Raw genomic sequence first — 19,188 nt, 5'->3', positions numbered from 1 at the left:
TCGCCTCCTCTACTTAGCGTTGGCTTCCATTATTTTTGGAATGGCATACCGAATTGTGTTAAAAGTTCACGAGCTTCTTCATCAGTTTTCGCTGTAGTAACGATTACGATGTCCATACCGCGTACTTTGCTTACTTTATCATAATCAATCTCAGGGAAGATAAGTTGCTCTTTAACACCTAATGTGTAGTTCCCACGACCATCGAATGATTTCTTAGAAACACCACGGAAATCACGTACACGTGGTAAAGAAACCGATACTAATTTGTCGAAGAACTCATACATTTGCTCGCCGCGTAAAGTTACTTTCGCACCGATTGGCATACCTTCACGAAGACGGAAACCAGCGATTGATTTTTTAGCACGAGTTACAACAGGTTTTTGACCTGCGATTTGTGTTAATTCTTCTACTGCATTGTCTAAAGCTTTTGAGTTAGATACCGCGTCACCAACACCAGTGTTGATTACGATCTTTTCGATTTTCGGTACTTCCATCACAGATTTATAGTTAAACTTGCTCACTAGAGCAGGAGTAATTTCCTTTTGGAACTTCTCTTTAAGGCGATTCAATGAAGTGACCTCCTTTCTTAAGAAAATTATTTATCTAATAATTCACCAGATTTTTTTGCAATACGAACTTTTTTACCATCTTCTACTTTGAAGCCTACGCGAGTAGGTTCACCTGTTTTCGGATCTAAAATCATAACGTTAGAAACGTGAATAGGTGCTTCTTTAGTAATAATTCCACCTTGTGGATTTAATTGAGATGGCTTAGAGTGTTTTTTAACGATGTTAACACCCTCAACGATAACACGGTTTTGCTTTGGGAAAGCCACAAGGATAACGCCTTGTTTTCCTTTGTCTTTACCAGTGATTACCTGTACTTTATCACCTTTTTTTACATGCATCTTAATTCTGCACCTCCTTAGCAAGGCAATACCTTAAATTATAGAACTTCTGGAGCTAAAGAAACGATCTTCATGAAGTTGCTATCACGTAATTCACGAGCTACTGGTCCGAAGATACGAGTACCACGTGGGCTCTTATCGTCTTTAATGATAACCGCTGCGTTTTCATCAAATTTGATGTAAGAACCGTCCGGACGACGAGCTCCGCTCTTCGTACGTACTACTACTGCTTTAACAACGTCACCTTTTTTAACAACGCCACCTGGTGTTGCTTGTTTTACCGTAGCAACGATAATGTCACCAATGTTAGCATATTTACGACCAGAGCCGCCTAATACTTTAATTGTTAAAAGTTCACGTGCACCAGAGTTGTCAGCAACTTTCAAACGAGATTCTTGTTGGATCATGTTATGAAACCTCCCTTCGGACTAAAAATTCCGATTCGTCTATTTAGATAATAACCGCTTCTTCAACGATTTCAACTAAACGGAAACGCTTAGTAGCAGAAAGCGGGCGAGTTTCCATGATTTTAACGATATCGCCAAGTTTCGCTTGGTTTTGCTCATCATGGGCTTTGTACTTCTTAGAATACTTAACACGTTTTCCGTACAAGGAATGAGTTTTGTAAGTTTCAACTAAAACTGTAATCGTTTTGTCCATTTTGTCAGACACTACACGACCAGTATAAACTTTGCGTTGGTTACGTTCGCTCACTATGCAAACCTCCCCTCAATTTATCGATTAATTCCGATCTCTCTTTCACGAACTACAGTTTTCATACGAGCAATTGCTTTACGCACTTCACGAATGCGAGTTGGATTCTCTAATTGTCCTGTAGCAAGTTGGAAGCGAAGATTAAACAACTCTTCCTTTAAAGCTTTAACTTTTGTTTCGATTTCGGCAGTGGTTAATTCACGAATATCATTAGTTTTCATTAGATTCACCACCATTTTCTTCACGTTTTACGAATTTACATTTCACAGGTAACTTGTGAGCTGCAAGACGTAATGCTTCGCGTGCTACCTCTTCAGATACACCCGCGATTTCGAACATAATTTTCCCAGGTTTTACTACTGCTACCCAGCCTTCTGGTGCCCCTTTACCGGAACCCATACGTACTTCTAGAGGTTTTGCAGTGTAAGGTTTAGAAGGGAAAATTTTAATCCATACTTTACCGCCACGTTTCATGTAACGAGTCATTGCACGACGAGCAGCTTCGATTTGACGGTTTGTAATCCATGAAGCAGCTTGTGCTTGTAAACCGAATTCACCGAAAGCAATTTCAGTTCCACCTTTAGCACGACCACGCATTTTACCACGATGCTCTCTACGATATTTTACGCGTTTTGGCATTAACATATTATTTTCCTCCTTCCTCAGAAGCTTTCTTTTTTGTAGGAAGGACTTCTCCACGGTAGATCCATACTTTTACGCCTAATTTACCGTATGTTGTATCAGCTTCAACTGCTGCATAGTCAATATCAGCGCGAAGTGTATGAAGTGGAACAGTTCCTTCACTGTAAGATTCTGCACGAGCGATATCAGCTCCGCCAAGACGACCAGAAACCTGTGTTTTAATACCTTTAGCACCTGCACGCATAGCACGTTGAATAACTTGCTTTTGTGCACGACGGAATGATACACGGTTTTCTAATTGACGAGCGATGTTTTCGCCTACTAATTTAGCGTTAAGATCAGCTCTCTTAACTTCTAAAATGTTGATGTGTACACGCTTGCCTGTTAATTGGTTAAGAGCTTTACGAAGTGCTTCAACTTCAGTACCACCTTTACCAATTACCATACCAGGTTTTGCAGTGTGAATTGTAACATTTACACGATTTGCTGCACGTTCGATTTCTACTTTAGCAACAGCAGAATCTTTTAAGCGTACATTAATGTACTCACGGATTTTGATGTCTTCATGTAATAATGTAGCGTAATCTTTCTCAGCGAACCAACGAGATTCCCAGTCACGGATAACACCGACACGAAGACCAATTGGATTAACCTTTTGACCCATCGATTATCCCTCCTTCTTTTCTGATACCACAACTGTGATGTGGCTTGTGCGTTTGTTAATTTGGCTTGCACGACCCATTGCACGTGGACGGAAACGTTTCAACGTTGGACCTTCGTCAACGAAGACTTTTTCAACAACTAGGTTGTTAATATCCATCTCATAATTGTGCTCTGCATTTGCGATTGCAGATTTTAAAACTTTTTCTACAACTGGAGAAGCAGTTTTTGGTGTGTGGTTAAGGATAGCAATCGCTTCACCCACTTGCTTACCTCGGATTAAGTCTACTACTAAACGAACTTTACGAGGAGCAATACGAACTGTTCTCGCTACTGCTTTAGCTTGCATTGAAGTGCCTCCTCTCATTATCTTCTAGTTTTCTTATCGTCAGCAAGGTGACCTTTATACGTACGAGTTGGTGCGAATTCACCTAACTTATGGCCAACCATATCCTCAGTGATGTACACAGGTACGTGTTTACGACCATCATATACAGCGATTGTGTGTCCGATGAACTGAGGGAAGATTGTTGAACGGCGAGACCAAGTTTTAACAACTTGTTTTTGCTCAGATGCAACTAATTTTTCCATTTTGCTCATTAAGTGATCATCGACAAATGGTCCTTTTTTTAAGCTACGAGCCATTTTGGTGCCTCCCTTCGTGATTGGCGTACGGTTCTAGAAATGAACCGTACTACAATCCCATTATTTTTTACGACGACGAACGATAAATTTGTCAGACGCTTTGTTTTTCTTACGAGTCTTGAATCCAAGAGTTGGTTTACCCCATGGAGACATTGGAGACTTACGTCCGATTGGAGAACGACCTTCACCACCACCGTGTGGGTGATCAACCGGGTTCATTACAGAACCACGAACTGTTGGGCGTTTACCTAACCAGCGAGAGCGACCTGCTTTACCGATTTTGATAAGTTCATGTTGTTCGTTACCTACTTGACCGATTGAAGCGCGACAAGCAGATAATACAAGACGTACTTCACCAGAAGTTAAACGTACAAGTACGTATTTACCTTCTTTACCAAGTACTTGAGCAGATGTACCAGCAGAACGAACTAATTGTCCGCCACGACCAGGCTTAAGCTCGATGTTATGAACAACAGTACCTACTGGAATGTTGATTAATGGTAATGCGTTACCGATTTTGATGTCAGCTTCTGGGCCAGACATAACTTCCATACCTACTTCTAAAGATTTAGGAGCAAGAATGTAACGTTTTTCACCGTCAACGTAGTTAATTAATGCGATATTCGCAGAGCGGTTTGGATCGTATTCGATCGTAGCAACGCGTCCTGGAATTCCATCTTTGTTACGCTTAAAGTCGATGATACGGTATTGACGCTTATGTCCGCCACCTTGATGACGTACAGTAATTTTACCTTGGTTATTACGACCAGCCTTCTTGCTTAAAGGAGCAAGTAAAGACTTTTCGGGTCTGTCAGTCGTGATTTCAGCGAAATCATTCGTAGTCATATTACGACGACCGTTAGTAGTTGGATTATACTTTTTAATTCCCATCTCAATTTCCCTCCTTCTTTAGTAAGAATTAAACACCTTGGAAGATTTCGATTTCTTTGCTGTCAGCAGTTAGCTTAACGATTGCTTTACGACGACGGCTAGTAAAACCAGCGTGACGACCAACGCGTTTTGCTTTCGGCTTGTAGTTCATGATGTTCACTTTTTCTACTTTAACACCAAAGATCGCTTCAAGAGCATCTTTAACTTCTGTTTTATTAGATTTAACGTCCACATCGAACGTGTATTTTTTTTCAGCCATCATTTCCATAGAACGTTCAGTGATAACTGGGCGCTTAATGATATCACGAGGATCTCTCATTATGCAAGCACCTCCTCTACTTTTTCCACTGCCGCTTTTGTCATGATTAGCTTATCATGATGAAGCACGTCTAAAACGTTTACGCCATCAGCAGTGATTACTGTTACTCCAGGGATATTGCGAGCAGATAACTCTACAGATTCGTTTGCATCAGCAGTTACGATAAGAGCTTTCTTCTCAACAGTTAATCCTTTAAGTACTGCTAGCATGTCTTTTGTTTTTGGTGCATTTAATACTAGGTCTTCAAGAACTACAATGTTGTTCTCAACTACTTTAGTAGCTAATGCAGATTTAATTGCTAAACGACGAACCTTCTTAGGAAGTTTGTACGCATAGCTTCTTGGTGTAGGTCCGAATACCGTACCACCACCACGCCATTGAGGAGAACGGATAGACCCTTGACGAGCACGTCCAGTTCCTTTTTGACGCCATGGTTTACGACCACCACCGCGAACTTCAGAACGAGTTTTTACTTTGTGTGTACCTTGACGTAAAGATGCACGTTGCATCATTACAGCTTCGAAAAGTACAGCTTCATTTGGTTCGATACCGAAAATAGCTTCAGCTAATTCGATTTCACCAACCTGTGAACCAGTTTGGTTATATACAGTAACTTTTGGCATTGGAATTCCTCCTTCCTATTGTGAATTATTTGCTAACCTTCACAGCGCCTTGAACAACTACAAGAGATTTCTTAGCACCTGGAACGTTACCTTTTACTAGTAATAAGTTGCGCTCAGTGTCAACTTGAACGATTTCTAAGTTTTGGATAGTAACTTGGTCTCCACCCATACGTCCAGCAAGTTTTTTGCCTTTGAATACACGGTTCGGAGCAACTGGGCCCATTGAACCTGGACGACGGTGATAGCGAGAACCATGAGACATAGGTCCGCGAGATTGTCCGTGGCGTTTGATAACACCTTGGAAACCTTTACCTTTAGAAATTCCTGTTACGTCAACGATTTCACCTGCAGCGAAAACTTCAACTTTTACCTCTTGACCAACCTCTAATCCGTCCACGTCTGCATCGCGGATTTCGCGAATGAAGCGCTTAGGAGTTGTAGATGCTTTAGCAGTGTGGCCTTGTTCAGGTTTGTTAGTTAACTTTTCACGTTTATCTTCAAATCCTAACTGGATTGCATTGTAGCCATCAGTTTCAGTTGTTTTCTTTTGAAGAACAACGTTTGGATTAGCAGCGATAACTGTTACTGGGATTAACTCACCGTTCTCAGCAAATACTTGAGTCATACCGATCTTTCTTCCTAAGATTCCTTTGGTCATGAGTTACACCTCCTACATTTTTAAGTTATATAATTTATAGTTTAATTTCGATATCTACACCAGACGGTAAGTCTAAACGCATTAATGAATCTACTGTTTGTGGAGTAGGACTCACGATATCGATTAAACGTTTGTGTGTGCGCATTTCGAATTGCTCACGAGAATCTTTGTACTTATGAACAGCACGAAGAATTGTGTAAATAGTCTTCTCAGTTGGTAATGGGATCGGACCAGAAACTGTTGCCCCAGAACGCTTAGCTGTTTCTACAATTTTCTCAGCTGATTGATCAAGAATACGGTGATCATAAGCTTTTAAACGGATACGAATTTTTTCTTTTGCCATTATTTTCCCTCCTTCGTTCGCCTATTTCTAAAATAGACCTTCTCCATGGAAATTTCCCCACACCATGCCATGGCAAAGCGGCCGGGTGTGTCAGCAACCTTCCACTTCATCGCAGTCAAAGACCAACATTGTCTATTATACAATGTTATTAGTCTAGATGCAAGCATCTTTTTGTTTGCATCTGCTTTTCTCTACTTTTGCTATTATACATGGCACTTTAAAGAATTTCAAGTTTTCATCTACTAGAATTCATTTTACAGTTTTTGGGTTTCGTTTTAATGTTTTTATATACTATAGAAGAAACTCGTCAAAACATAAAGATATCATCCAATTCATTATATAAACACAAACAAAACCCCCCAAGGGAAATCCCTTGGGGGGTTTTATATCAGTTAAGATTACTCAACGATAGTAGCAACTACACCGTAACCTACTGTACGTCCACCTTCACGAATAGAGAATTTAGTTCCCTCTTCGATAGCGATTGGAGCGATAAGTTCGATAGTCATTTCGATGTTGTCACCAGGCATTACCATTTCAGTACCTTCTGGTAATTGGATGATACCAGTTACGTCAGTTGTACGGAAGTAGAACTGAGGACGGTAGTTAGCGAAGAATGGAGTGTGACGTCCACCTTCTTCTTTAGATAATACGAAAACTTCAGCTTTGAATTTAGCGTGTGCTTTTACAGAGCCAGTTTTAGCAAGAACTTGTCCACGTTGGATGTCTTCACGAGCAACCCCACGAAGAAGAGCACCGATGTTGTCTCCAGCTTGAGCTTGGTCAAGAAGTTTACGGAACATTTCTACACCAGTTACAGTTGTAGAAGCATTCTCTTCAGCAAGACCGATGATTTCTACTACGTCACCAACTTTAACGATTCCGCGCTCTACACGACCAGTTGCAACTGTACCACGACCTGTGATAGAGAATACATCCTCGATAGGCATTAAGAATGGTTTGTCAGTTTCACGTTCTGGAGTTGGGATGTAAGCATCAACTTCAGTCATTAATTCAATGATTTTTGCTTCCCAATCAGCTTCTCCTTGAAGAGCTTTAAGAGCAGAACCTTTGATTACAGGAATGTCGTCGCCTGGGAATCCGTATTCAGATAATAGGTCACGAACTTCCATTTCTACTAATTCTAATAATTCTTCGTCGTCAACCATGTCGCATTTGTTTAAGAATACAACGATGTAAGGAACACCTACTTGACGAGAAAGAAGGATGTGCTCACGTGTTTGAGGCATTGGGCCATCAGCAGCAGATACTACTAAGATACCGCCGTCCATTTGAGCAGCACCAGTGATCATGTTTTTAACATAGTCAGCGTGACCTGGGCAGTCAACGTGTGCATAGTGACGAGTTTCAGTTTCGTACTCAACGTGTGCAGTTGAGATTGTGATTCCGCGCTCTCTTTCTTCTGGAGCAGCGTCGATTTGATCGTATCCGCGTGCTTCAGCACCACCAGCTTTTGCAAGAACTGTAGTGATCGCAGCAGTTAATGTAGTTTTACCATGGTCAACGTGGCCGATTGTACCGATGTTAACATGGGGTTTAGAACGTTCGAATTTAGCTTTAGCCATTCTAAATTCCTCCTTAGTTTATATAGGTTATTTTATATTTAGACTAGAAAGCGAAACTTACGTCCCACTTTCTAAGCTTACATAAGTAGTTATACTCGAACAATTGATAAAAATCAATTATTCGCCTTTATTTTTTTTAATAATTTCTTCTGAAACAGACTTCGGTACTTCTTCATAATGATCAAATGTCATTGAGAATGTTCCGCGTCCTTGAGTGTTAGAACGTAATGCTGTCGCATAACCGAACATTTCAGAAAGCGGAACCATAGCGCGAACAACTTGTGCGTTACCGCGAGCTTCCATACCTTCTACACGTCCACGACGAGATGTTACGTCACCCATGATGTCTCCCATGTATTCTTCAGGGATTACAACTTCAACTTTCATCATTGGCTCAAGAATTACTGGGTTACATTTAGAAACCGCAGCTTTAAGTGCCATAGATGCAGCGATTTTGAACGCCATCTCAGATGAATCGACATCATGGTAAGAACCGTCAACTAATGCTGCTTTAATGTCAACTAGTGGGTAACCAGCTAGTACACCATTTTTAAGTGAGTCTTCAAGACCCGCTCCAACAGCTGGGATGTATTCACGTGGAACTACACCGCCGACGATTTTGTTTTCGAATTCAAATCCTTTACCTTCTTCGTTAGGTGCAAACTCAATCCAAACGTGACCGAATTGTCCACGTCCACCAGATTGACGAGCAAACTTACCTTCAACTTTCGCAGCAGCGCGGAAAGTTTCACGGTATGCTACCTGAGGAGCACCAACGTTTGCTTCGACTTTGAATTCACGGCGCATACGGTCAACGATGATATCAAGGTGAAGTTCACCCATACCAGCGATGATAGTTTGGCCAGTTTCTTGGTCAGTGTGAGCACGGAATGTTGGATCTTCTTCAGAAAGCTTAGATAATGCTGTACCCATTTTATCTTGGTCAGCTTTAGATTTTGGTTCGATAGCTACAGAGATAACTGGCTCTGGGAATTCCATAGACTCAAGGATAACAAGACTCTTCTCGTCACAAAGAGTATCACCAGTAGTAGTATCTTTTAAACCTACAGCAGCAGCGATATCACCAGCGTAAACTGTTGAAATCTCTTCACGGCTGTTAGCGTGCATTTGTAGGATACGTCCTACACGCTCACGCTTACCTTTAGTTGAGTTTTTCACGTATGATCCAGAGTTTAACACACCAGAGTACACACGGAAGAACGTTAACTTACCAACATAAGGGTCAGTCATGATTTTGAATGCTAGAGCTGCGAATGGTTCTTCATCGCTAGACTTACGTTCTACTTCTTCATCTGTATCCGGAAGAGTACCTTTAATAGCAGGTACATCTAATGGAGATGGTAGGTAGTCGATAACTGCGTCTAACAGGATTTGAACACCTTTGTTTTTGAATGCAGAACCACAGATTACTGGGAAGAATTCTACAGAAGTTGTAGCCTTACGGATACCAGCTTTAAGCTCTTCTACAGTGATTTCTTCACCTTCTAGGTACTTCATCATCATTTCTTCATCAAGCTCAGCTACCGCTTCAATAAGCTTTCCACGGTATTCTTCAGCTAGTTCTTTGTGCTCTTCAGGAATTTCGACACGCTCGATGTCTGTTCCTAAATCGTTACCGTACATGTAAGCACACTCTTCAACAAGATCAATGATACCATTGAACTCATCTTCAGCACCGATTGGTAACTGAATTGGATGTGCGTTTGCTTGTAAACGATCGTGGATTGTTCCTACAGAGTATAAGAAATCTGCACCGATCTTATCCATTTTGTTAACGAATACGATACGAGGTACACCGTAAGTAGTAGCCTGACGCCAAACAGTTTCTGTTTGTGGTTCTACACCAGATTGTGCATCAAGTACTGCTACCGCACCATCAAGTACGCGTAAAGAACGTTCTACTTCTACTGTGAAGTCTACGTGTCCTGGAGTATCAATGATGTTTACACGGTGACCTTTCCATTGAGCTGTAGTTGCAGCAGAAGTAATTGTGATACCACGCTCTTGCTCTTGCTCCATCCAGTCCATCTGAGATGCACCTTCATGAGTTTCACCGATTTTATGAATACGTCCTGTGTAATACAGAATACGCTCAGTTGCTGTTGTTTTACCAGCATCGATGTGAGCCATGATACCAATATTACGAGTGTTTTCTAAAGAGAACTCTCTTGTCATTTGGTGTCTTGCTCCTTCCATATATGGATTGGATTTTTTATTTTAAGTAGCAAAAAAGCCACTTTATATTGTTACATATGCCAGTGTCCAGTACCCTCATTATGTAAAACGAGCGCCCAACGAAAGGGAGAGGCATTCTCCCTCTCCACACTTCCATAAGCGACAAATAAAGCGGTTTATGCTTACATTTATTTTACGTTGAATCCTACCAACGGTAATGAGCAAATGCTTTGTTAGCTTCTGCCATTTTATGAGTGTCTTCACGTTTCTTAACAGATGCACCAGCGTTGTTAGCTGCATCTAAGATTTCGTAAGCTAGACGCTCTTCCATAGTTTTTTCACCACGAAGACGAGCATAGTTTACTAACCAGCGAAGACCTAAAGTTGTACGGCGTTCTGGACGAACCTCAACTGGAACTTGGTAGTTAGCACCACCAACACGACGAGCGCGTACTTCAAGAACAGGCATGATGTTCTTAAGAGCTTGCTCGAATACTTCCATTGGTTCTTTATCTGAACGTTCACGAACGATATCGAAAGCGTTATAAAGAATTGTTTGAGATTTACCTTTTTTACCGTCAACCATCATTTTGTTGATAAGGCGTGTTACTAGCTTAGAATTGTACATTGGATCTGGTAACACGTCACGTTTCGCAACAGGTCCTTTACGAGGCATATTGAGTTCCTCCTTTCATTATAGGTTTATTATTTTTTAGCAGGTTTTGGTCGCTTAGTACCATATTTAGAACGTCCTTGCATACGTTTGTCAACACCAGCTGTATCAAGCGCTCCACGAACGATGTGGTAACGTACCCCTGGTAAATCCTTTACTCGACCACCGCGAATTAATACTACGCTATGCTCTTGTAAGTTATGACCGATACCTGGGATGTAAGCTGTAACTTCAATCCCGTTTGTTAAACGTACACGAGCGTATTTACGTAACGCTGAGTTAGGTTTCTTTGGAGTCATTGTACCAACACGAGTACATACACCACGTTTTTGAGGTGCAGAGATATCAGTTGATTTTTTCTTTAAAGAGTTAAAACCTTTGTTTAACGCAGGTGATTTAGATTTCCATACTTTATCAGTACGACCATTTCTCACTAATTGGTTAATAGTAGGCATTTGATTATCCTCCCTTCGCATGTTTGTATGACCACATATCCAGGTGGTTCATTATTAGTTGAAAACAAAGTTTTTGCAAGGAAGAGCAAATGCTCTCTCCTCACAAAAACAGTTTTAACTTATTATTCCTATTGCTGAAGCTCCCACTTGAATCCCCGAAACTTTTCCAAGCTTACGAACTGATTCAACTTTTGTTATGGGTATGTTATGTTGCAAAGCAGTGCGAATGATAACATGGGTTAACCGCACATCAGCATCTTCTGCAATAACAACTTCTTTAACTATACCATTTTTGATTGCTTCCAATGTTCGTTTATGACCAACGACTACATTTTCAGCATTTGACACTTTTTGATAAGACATATAAATATCCTCCAAAGCATCGTTCAGGAGCAACCTTGATTATAGTAACATTTTGACTCATACAATGTCAACTAGGATTAGCTGTTTTTATACAAAATTTACGACGGAAAATTTTACTGTTCCACATAAACTTCATCGTTTTCTACATTCATGTTATCTTGTGTTGTTTTTACAAGATCCACTTTACGATAACGATTCATACCTGTTCCAGCAGGAACAAGCTTACCGATAATAACATTCTCTTTCAATCCTAGAAGCTCATCGCGTTTACCTTTAATTGCTGCATCCGTTAAAACACGAGTTGTTTCTTGGAACGAAGCTGCAGATAAGAACGAATCTGTTTCAAGTGAAGCTTTTGTAATACCAAGTAGAACAGGTCTAGCTGTCGCTGGTTGTTTACCTTTCAGTAACACCTTCGCATTCGCATCAGTAAACTGATGGATATCTAGTAATGTTCCTGGTAATACATCTGTTTCACCTGCATCACTTACACGAACTTTACGTAGCATTTGGCGTACCATTACTTCTACGTGTTTGTCACCAATTTCTACCCCTTGCATACGGTATACTTTTTGAACTTCACGTAATAAGTATTCTTGCACTGCTGTAATGTCCGTTACTTTTAGTAATTCTTTCGGATCAATAGAACCTTCTGTTAACTCTTTACCGTGGCTAATTGGCTGTCCTGGAGTTACTTTCAGACGAGCACCGTAAGGAATAGCATACGTACGAGCTTCAACTTCACCCTGTACAACTACTTCTTGGCGATCTTTAACATCGTTGATCGCTGCGATAACACCGTCGATTTCACTGATAACTGCCTGACCTTTCGGATTACGAGCTTCGAAGATCTCTTGGATACGAGGTAAACCTTGAGTGATATCATCTCCGGCAACCCCACCTGTATGGAATGTACGCATCGTTAACTGTGTACCTGGCTCACCGATAGATTGAGCTGCGATAATACCTACCGCTTCTCCTACTTCTACGTCTGTACCAGTTGCTAAGTTACGACCGTAACACTTCTTACATACACCGTGGCGAGTGTTACACGTGAACGCTGAACGAATGTTTACAGTTTCAACACCCGAATTTTCAACGATATGAGCGATATCTTCAGTAATTAATTGGTTTTCACTAACTAATACTTCACCTGTTTCAGGATGTTTTACAGTTTTTCTTGCAAAACGTCCAACAAGACGATCATATAATGACTCAATTACTTCATTACCCTCTTTAATTGCACCAATTAATAGACCACGATCTGTTCCACAATCATCTTCACGGACAATTACATCTTGTGCAACGTCTACAAGACGACGCGTTAAGTAACCAGAATCGGCAGTTTTAAGTGCTGTATCGGCAAGACCTTTACGCGCACCATGCGTAGAGATGAAGTACTCAAGTACTGTTAAACCTTCACGGAAACTTGATTTAATTGGAAGTTCGATAATACGACCAGATGGATTGGCCATCAGACCACGCATACCAGCAAGCTGAGTAAAGTTCGATGCGTTACCACGGGCACCGGAATCACTCATCATGAAGATTGGGTTGCGTTTATTCAAGGATTTCATCAGTTTTCCTTGGATAACATCTTTTGCATTACTCCAAATAGAGATAACGCGATCGTAACGTTCTTCTTCCGTGATTAAACCGCGACGGAATTGTTTAATTACATTATCTACTTTTGCTTGTGCTTCATGGAGAATTTCATCTTTTTCACCTAATACAAGAATGTCAGATACCCCAACTGTAATACCAGCCTTTGTAGAGTACTTAAATCCTAAGTTTTTCATACGGTCAAGCATGCGAGATGTTTCCGTAATTTGGAAACGTTTGAATACTTCCGCAATGATGTTACCAAGGATCTTCTTGCTAAATGGTGCCACTTCTTCGCGACTAGCAATAATTTCTTTAATGTTCGCACCTTTTTCAACGAAATATTCCGCTGGTGTTTCTTTTTCAAGGTTTGAGTTTGTCGGTTCATTAATATAAGGGAACGACTCTGGTAAGATTTCGTTAAATATTAATTTACCAACTGTCGTTAATAGAAGCTTACCCTTTTGCTCTTCAGTAAACGTTACGTTATTTACTGAACTTGCAGCAACTGCAACACGTGTGTGCAGATGTACATATCCATTTTGGTATGCAAGTATTGCTTCGTTTGCATCTTTGAAGACCATACCTTCACCGATTGCGCCTTCACGCTCAAGTGTTAAGTAGTAGTTACCTAATACCATATCCTGAGATGGAGTAACAACTGGTTTTCCGTCTTTTGGATTCAAGATGTTTTGTGCCGCTAACATAAGAATACGAGCTTCTGCTTGTGCCTCTGATGATAACGGAACGTGAACCGCCATTTGGTCACCGTCAAAGTCCGCGTTGTATGCAGTACATACAAGTGGATGAAGACGAATTGCGCGACCTTCTACTAATGTAGGTTCAAACGCCTGGATACCAAGACGGTGAAGTGTTGGTGCGCGGTTTAGAAGTACTGGATGCTCTTTAATCACAGATTCTAAAACGTCCCAAACTTCAGGGTGTACACGCTCAATTTTACGTTTCGCACTCTTAATATTGTGTGCTAAGCCTTTTCCAACTAACTCTTTCATAACGAAAGGTTTGAACAGTTCAAGCGCCATTTCTTTCGGTAATCCACACTGGTACATCTTTAAGTTCGGTCCTACAACGATTACAGAACGGCCAGAGTAGTCAACACGTTTACCTAATAAGTTTTGACGGAAACGTCCTTGTTTACCTTTAAGCATGTGAGATAGTGATTTTAATGGGCGGTTACCTGGTCCAGTAACCGGACGGCCACGACGGCCATTATCGATTAATGCGTCTACAGCTTCTTGTAACATACGTTTTTCGTTTTGAACGATGATGCTTGGAGCACCTAGGTCCAATAGACGTTTTAAACGGTTGTTACGGTTAATTACACGACGATATAAGTCGTTTAAGTCAGAAGTAGCAAAACGTCCACCATCTAACTGTACCATTGGGCGTAGTTCTGGTGGGATTACTGGTAGAACATCTAAGATCATCCAAGATGGTTCATTTCCAGAGTTGCGGAATGCTTCTAATACTTCTAGACGTTTAATAGCACGAGTACGGCGTTGTCCTTGTGCTGTTTTTAATTCTTCTTTTAAGAAGTCTACTTCTTTATCTAAATCGATGTCTTGTAGTAGCTTTTTAATCGCTTCTGCACCCATAGCAGCTTGGAATGTGCTACCATATCGATCACGATATGCACGGTATTCTTTTTCAGAAAGTAATTGCTTCTTATCAAGTGGTGTATCTCCACTTTCTGTTACAACATAAGAAGCGAAATAAATTACTTCTTCAAGCGCGCGAGGGGACATGTCTAAGACAAGTCCCATGCGGCTCGGGATACCTTTGAAATACCAAATATGAGATACAGGAGCAGCTAATTCAATATGACCCATACGTTCACGACGTACTTTTGCACGCGTTACTTCAACGCCACATCGATCACAAACTACACCTTTATAACGTACACGTTTGTATTTTCCGCAATGACATTCCCAGTCCTTTTGTGGTCCGAAAATACGCTCACAGAACAAGCCATCTTTTTCAGGCTTTAACGTACGATAGTTAATAGTTTCTGGTTTCTTAACTTCACCGTATGACCAAGAACGAATCTTGTCAGGTGAAGCAAGTCCAATCTTCATATATTCAAAGTTATTTACATCTATCAAGGGGCCTACCTCCCTTTTAGTCTACAGGTTATCCCAATTATTCCTTAGTTGTCTCAACTTCGACATTCAATTTATCTGCTGATTGATGATCATCATCATCTTCTGTATCACGCATTTCAATTTCTGTATCGTCGCTAGACATCATTTTAACGTCCATACCTAAACTTTGCAGCTCTTTAATCAATACTTTGAATGATTCAGGAACGCCTGGTTCTGGAACATTTTCGCCTTTAACAATTGCTTCATAAGTCTTAACACGTCCAACAACATCATCAGACTTCACTGTTAAGATTTCTTGAAGAGTATAAGCAGCACCGTAAGCTTCAAGTGCCCAAACCTCCATCTCACCGAAACGCTGTCCACCGAACTGAGCTTTACCTCCAAGAGGTTGCTGCGTTACAAGTGAGTATGGTCCAGTAGAACGAGCATGAAGTTTATCGTCAACCATGTGCGCAAGTTTGATCATATACATGACACCAACAGATACGCGGTTATCGAATGGTTCACCAGTACGTCCGTCATACAGGATTGTTTTCGCGTCATTTGCCATACCAGCTTCTTCAATTGTGCCCCAAACATCTTCCTCACGAGCACCATCGAATACTGGTGTTGCAATGTGAATGCCCAGGTATCTTGCTGCCATACCAAGATGAAGCTCTAATACCTGACCGATATTCATACGAGATGGTACCCCTAATGGGTTTAACATAATATCGATTGGCGTACCGTCTGGTAAGTAAGGCATATCTTCTTCTGGTAAAATACGAGAAATAACACCTTTGTTACCGTGACGTCCGGCCATCTTGTCACCTTCAGAAATTTTACGTTTTTGAACGATATATGCACGTACAAGTTGATTCACACCTGGTGGCAATTCATCGCCATCTTCACGGTTGAATACTTTTACGTCTAAGATAATACCGCCACCACCGTGTGGTACACGTAGTGATGTATCACGTACTTCACGCGCTTTTTCTCCAAAGATAGCATGTAATAGACGTTCTTCAGCTGTTAATTCTGTTACACCTTTAGGTGTTACTTTACCAACAAGTAAATCTCCATCTTTTACTTCAGCACCAACGCGAATGATACCGCGCTCGTCAAGGTTACGTAATGCGTCTTCCCCAACGTTTGGAATGTCACGTGTAATTTCTTCTGGTCCAAGCTTCGTATCACGAGCTTCTGATTCATATTCTTCAATATGAATAGAAGTGTACACATCATCTTTTACAAGGCGCTCACTCATGATAATCGCATCCTCGTAGTTATAACCGTCCCAAGTCATGAAGCCAACAAGCACGTTACGTCCAAGTGCTAGTTCACCTAATTCCATAGAAGGACCATCCGCAAGGATTTCACCTTTTACAACTTCATTTCCAACACTTACGATTGGACGTTGGTTGTAACAAGTTCCTTGGTTAGAACGAATGAATTTTTGCATTTTGTAGCGATCTAAGTCGCCTTTTACTGTTTGACCGTCAACTTCTACATAGCGACGTACCCAAACTTCACGTGCTTCTACGCGCTCAACAACACCAGGATGTTTACAGATTACTGCAGCACCCGAGTCTTTTGCTGATACGTACTCCATACCTGTACCTACAATCGGAGATTCCGGATTCATTAACGGAACCGCCTGACGTTGCATGTTCGCTCCCATAAGTGCGCGGTTAGAGTCATCGTTTTCTAAGAACGGAATACAAGCTGTCGCTGCCGAAACTACTTGTTTTGGAGATACATCCATGTAGTCGATGCGTTCTCTATTTGTGACAATATTTTCGCCACGGAAACGAGCTACGATATCTTCACTTAGGAATTCACCTTCATCAGATAATTTCATATTCGCTTGGGCTACAACATAGTTATCTTCTTCATCTGCTGTTAAATAATCAACATGCCCTGTTACAAGACCAGTTTCTGGGTCAACACGACGGTATGGTGTTTCAATGAAACCAAACTCATTTACTTTCGCGAACGAAGATAATGAGTTAATCAAACCAATGTTTGGTCCCTCTGGTGTTTCAATCGGACACATACGACCATAGTGGGAGTAATGAACGTCACGTACTTCAAAGCCTGCGCGCTCACGCGTTAAACCACCAGGTCCTAATGCAGATAGTCTTCGTTTGTGAGTTAACTCTGCTAATGGATTTGTTTGGTCCATGAACTGAGATAACTGAGAACTTCCGAAGAACTCTTTAATAGATGCAATAACAGGACGAATATTAATTAGTGCCTGTGGTGTAATTGCATTTGTATCTTGGATCGACATTCTCTCACGAACAACACGTTCCATACGAGAAAGGCCGATACGGAATTGGTTTTGTAATAGTTCTCCAACAGAACGCAGACGACGGTTTCCTAAATGGTCAATATCATCTGTATCTCCTACTTTGTATAGTAGGTTGAAGAAGTAACTGATAGAAGCAAGGATATCACCTGGTGTGATGTGTTTCACATCACGAGTAATGTTTGCATTACCAATTACATTAATTACGCGTTCGCCTTCCGACTCAGGAGCATAAATCTTAATAGATTGCAGCTCAACATCGCCTTCTACCACTCCACCCATTGGTTTCGCTGTTTTGAATCCAATGTTTTTCTCTAAGTAAGGTAAAATGCGATCAAGTGTACGACGATCTAAGATTGTTCCTTCTGCCGCTAAAATTTCACCAGTTTCTGGATCCACTAATGTTTCAGCTAAACGTTGATTAAACAATCTGTTTTTAATGTGTAACTTCTTGTTGATCTTATAGCGACCTACATTTGCTAAATCGTAGCGCTTTGGATCGAAGAAACGAGACACAAGTAAGCTCTTAGCATTTTCTACTGTTGGTGGTTCACCAGGACGTAGACGCTCATAAATTTCAAGCAATGCTTTTTCTGTGCTATCTGTGTTGTCTTTTTCTAATGTGTTGCTTAAGTATTCGTTATCACCTAAAAGCTCGGTGATTTCTTGATCAGAGCCAAACCCTAATGCGCGTAACAAAACAGTTACAGGAAGTTTACGCGTACGGTCAATACGCACATATACAACATCCTTAGCATCTGTCTCATACTCTAACCAAGCTCCGCGGTTTGGAATTACAGTAGCAGTAAAACCACGTTTTCCGTTTTTATCCACTTTGCCACTATAGTATACGCTTGGAGAGCGAACTAACTGGGAAACGATAACACGTTCTGCACCGTTAATTACGAATGTTCCAGTCTCTGTCATGAGTGGGAAATCTCCCATGAACACATCTTGTTCTTTTACTTCACCAGTTTCCTTGTTGATTAGACGCACTTTTACACGAAGTGGTGCTGCATACGTCACATCACGCTCTTTGCATTCGTCTACAGAGTATTTAGGTTCACCTAAGCTGTAGTCGATAAATTCAAGCGATAGATTTCCCGTAAAGTCTTCAATCGGAGAAATGTCTTGGAACATTTCTCGCAAACCCTCATCAAGAAACCACTGATAAGAAGAGGTTTGAATTTCGATAAGATTTGGTAACTCTAATACTTCACTAATACGGGCATAACTTCTTCGTTGGCGGTGGCGTCCGTATTGAACTAGTTGACCTGTCAACTGCTTCACCCCTCAAATCATGAGTATTATAAATGCACAAAAAAATTTGTGCAAAATCACAAATAAATACAACTACTGCTATTAGCGTAGTCTTTTTCTCTTAAAGATAAATACGTTGAGTCTTTCTACCTGCTCAAAAAAGAAAAATGGCTTCTATAAGAAAACCATCATTCTGTTTCATAATCTGCTGATTTTACTATCTTTTCCAAGAGAAACA

21 protein-coding genes are annotated in these 19,188 nt (G+C 40.9%); all 21 read right to left on the bottom strand.

What is annotated here, in order from left to right:
• Nucleotides 1-29: 29 nt before the first annotated feature.
• The 21 genes from rplE to rpoB all read right to left on the bottom strand — a co-directional run bounded on the left by rplE (nt 30) and on the right by rpoB (nt 18,971).
• Nucleotides 30-569, bottom strand: a complete 540-nt coding sequence (rplE, locus tag ACYFX0_RS29295) for a 50S ribosomal protein L5 (RefSeq protein ID WP_001080829.1) — start codon at nt 567-569, stop codon at nt 30-32.
• 26 nt (nt 570-595) lie between these two features.
• Nucleotides 596-907, bottom strand: coding sequence for a 50S ribosomal protein L24 (rplX, locus tag ACYFX0_RS29290; protein WP_000558200.1), 312 nt, complete (start codon nt 905-907; stop codon nt 596-598).
• Nucleotides 908-945: 38 nt separating this feature from the next.
• Entirely contained in the window at nt 946-1,314 is a 369-nt protein-coding gene (gene rplN / locus ACYFX0_RS29285; RefSeq protein ID WP_000615912.1) for a 50S ribosomal protein L14, read from the bottom strand.
• A gap of 43 nt (nt 1,315-1,357) precedes the next feature.
• Nucleotides 1,358-1,621 (bottom strand): 30S ribosomal protein S17, encoded by a 264-nt coding sequence (gene rpsQ / locus ACYFX0_RS29280; protein ID WP_000004106.1) that lies wholly within the window; start codon nt 1,619-1,621, stop codon nt 1,358-1,360.
• Nucleotides 1,622-1,641: 20 nt separating this feature from the next.
• Nucleotides 1,642-1,842, bottom strand: a complete 201-nt coding sequence (gene rpmC / locus ACYFX0_RS29275) for a 50S ribosomal protein L29 (protein WP_000855718.1) — start codon at nt 1,840-1,842, stop codon at nt 1,642-1,644.
• Entirely contained in the window at nt 1,832-2,266 is a 435-nt protein-coding gene (gene rplP, locus ACYFX0_RS29270) for a 50S ribosomal protein L16 (protein WP_000928969.1), read from the bottom strand. The genes rpmC and rplP overlap by 11 nt, the downstream gene beginning before the upstream one ends.
• Nucleotide 2,267: 1 nt before the next feature.
• On the bottom strand, nt 2,268-2,927 hold the full coding sequence (gene rpsC / locus ACYFX0_RS29265) for a 30S ribosomal protein S3 (RefSeq protein WP_000529956.1): 660 nt from the start codon (nt 2,925-2,927) through the stop codon (nt 2,268-2,270).
• 3 nt (nt 2,928-2,930) lie between these two features.
• Nucleotides 2,931-3,272 (bottom strand): 50S ribosomal protein L22, encoded by a 342-nt coding sequence (gene rplV, locus ACYFX0_RS29260; RefSeq protein WP_001148024.1) that lies wholly within the window; start codon nt 3,270-3,272, stop codon nt 2,931-2,933.
• A gap of 17 nt (nt 3,273-3,289) precedes the next feature.
• Complete coding sequence (gene rpsS / locus ACYFX0_RS29255) at nt 3,290-3,568, bottom strand: 30S ribosomal protein S19 (RefSeq protein ID WP_000124454.1); 279 nt, start codon at nt 3,566-3,568, stop codon at nt 3,290-3,292.
• A 60-nt stretch (nt 3,569-3,628) separates the two neighbouring features.
• Complete coding sequence (gene rplB, locus ACYFX0_RS29250) at nt 3,629-4,459, bottom strand: 50S ribosomal protein L2 (RefSeq protein WP_000511583.1); 831 nt, start codon at nt 4,457-4,459, stop codon at nt 3,629-3,631.
• A gap of 28 nt (nt 4,460-4,487) precedes the next feature.
• Nucleotides 4,488-4,778 (bottom strand): 50S ribosomal protein L23, encoded by a 291-nt coding sequence (gene rplW, locus ACYFX0_RS29245; protein WP_001205558.1) that lies wholly within the window; start codon nt 4,776-4,778, stop codon nt 4,488-4,490.
• Nucleotides 4,778-5,401, bottom strand: coding sequence for a 50S ribosomal protein L4 (gene rplD, locus ACYFX0_RS29240; protein ID WP_001127258.1), 624 nt, complete (start codon nt 5,399-5,401; stop codon nt 4,778-4,780). Before rplD ends, rplW begins: the two co-directional genes overlap by 1 nt.
• Before the next feature lie 25 nt (nt 5,402-5,426).
• A complete protein-coding gene (gene rplC / locus ACYFX0_RS29235; RefSeq protein ID WP_000160209.1) occupies nt 5,427-6,059 on the bottom strand; it encodes a 50S ribosomal protein L3 in 633 nt (210 codons plus the stop codon).
• A 34-nt stretch (nt 6,060-6,093) separates the two neighbouring features.
• On the bottom strand, nt 6,094-6,402 hold the full coding sequence (gene rpsJ / locus ACYFX0_RS29230; RefSeq protein ID WP_001040595.1) for a 30S ribosomal protein S10: 309 nt from the start codon (nt 6,400-6,402) through the stop codon (nt 6,094-6,096).
• 398 nt (nt 6,403-6,800) lie between these two features.
• A complete protein-coding gene (gene tuf, locus ACYFX0_RS29225) occupies nt 6,801-7,988 on the bottom strand; it encodes an elongation factor Tu (RefSeq protein WP_001029617.1) in 1,188 nt (395 codons plus the stop codon).
• 117 nt (nt 7,989-8,105) lie between these two features.
• The gene (gene fusA / locus ACYFX0_RS29220) at nt 8,106-10,184 is read right to left on the bottom strand and encodes an elongation factor G (protein ID WP_000196384.1); all 2,079 of its coding nucleotides are present in this window, start codon (nt 10,182-10,184) and stop codon (nt 8,106-8,108) included.
• 205 nt (nt 10,185-10,389) lie between these two features.
• Nucleotides 10,390-10,860, bottom strand: a complete 471-nt coding sequence (gene rpsG / locus ACYFX0_RS29215) for a 30S ribosomal protein S7 (protein WP_001137492.1) — start codon at nt 10,858-10,860, stop codon at nt 10,390-10,392.
• 29 nt (nt 10,861-10,889) lie between these two features.
• Nucleotides 10,890-11,312, bottom strand: coding sequence for a 30S ribosomal protein S12 (rpsL, locus tag ACYFX0_RS29210; RefSeq protein ID WP_001142341.1), 423 nt, complete (start codon nt 11,310-11,312; stop codon nt 10,890-10,892).
• Between the two features lie 114 nt (nt 11,313-11,426).
• Nucleotides 11,427-11,675, bottom strand: coding sequence for a 50S ribosomal protein L7ae-like protein (locus ACYFX0_RS29205; protein WP_000121833.1), 249 nt, complete (start codon nt 11,673-11,675; stop codon nt 11,427-11,429).
• A gap of 113 nt (nt 11,676-11,788) precedes the next feature.
• Entirely contained in the window at nt 11,789-15,400 is a 3,612-nt protein-coding gene (gene rpoC / locus ACYFX0_RS29200) for a DNA-directed RNA polymerase subunit beta' (protein WP_000567944.1), read from the bottom strand.
• Nucleotides 15,401-15,437: 37 nt separating this feature from the next.
• On the bottom strand, nt 15,438-18,971 hold the full coding sequence (rpoB, locus tag ACYFX0_RS29195) for a DNA-directed RNA polymerase subunit beta (protein ID WP_000147553.1): 3,534 nt from the start codon (nt 18,969-18,971) through the stop codon (nt 15,438-15,440).
• Nucleotides 18,972-19,188: the final 217 nt, after the last annotated feature.

It is taken from the genome of Bacillus sp. NEAU-Y102, from assembly GCF_054788175.1.
The sequence above is the reverse complement of the archived record's forward strand: the minus strand, read 5'-3'. Positions and strand labels throughout refer to the sequence as shown.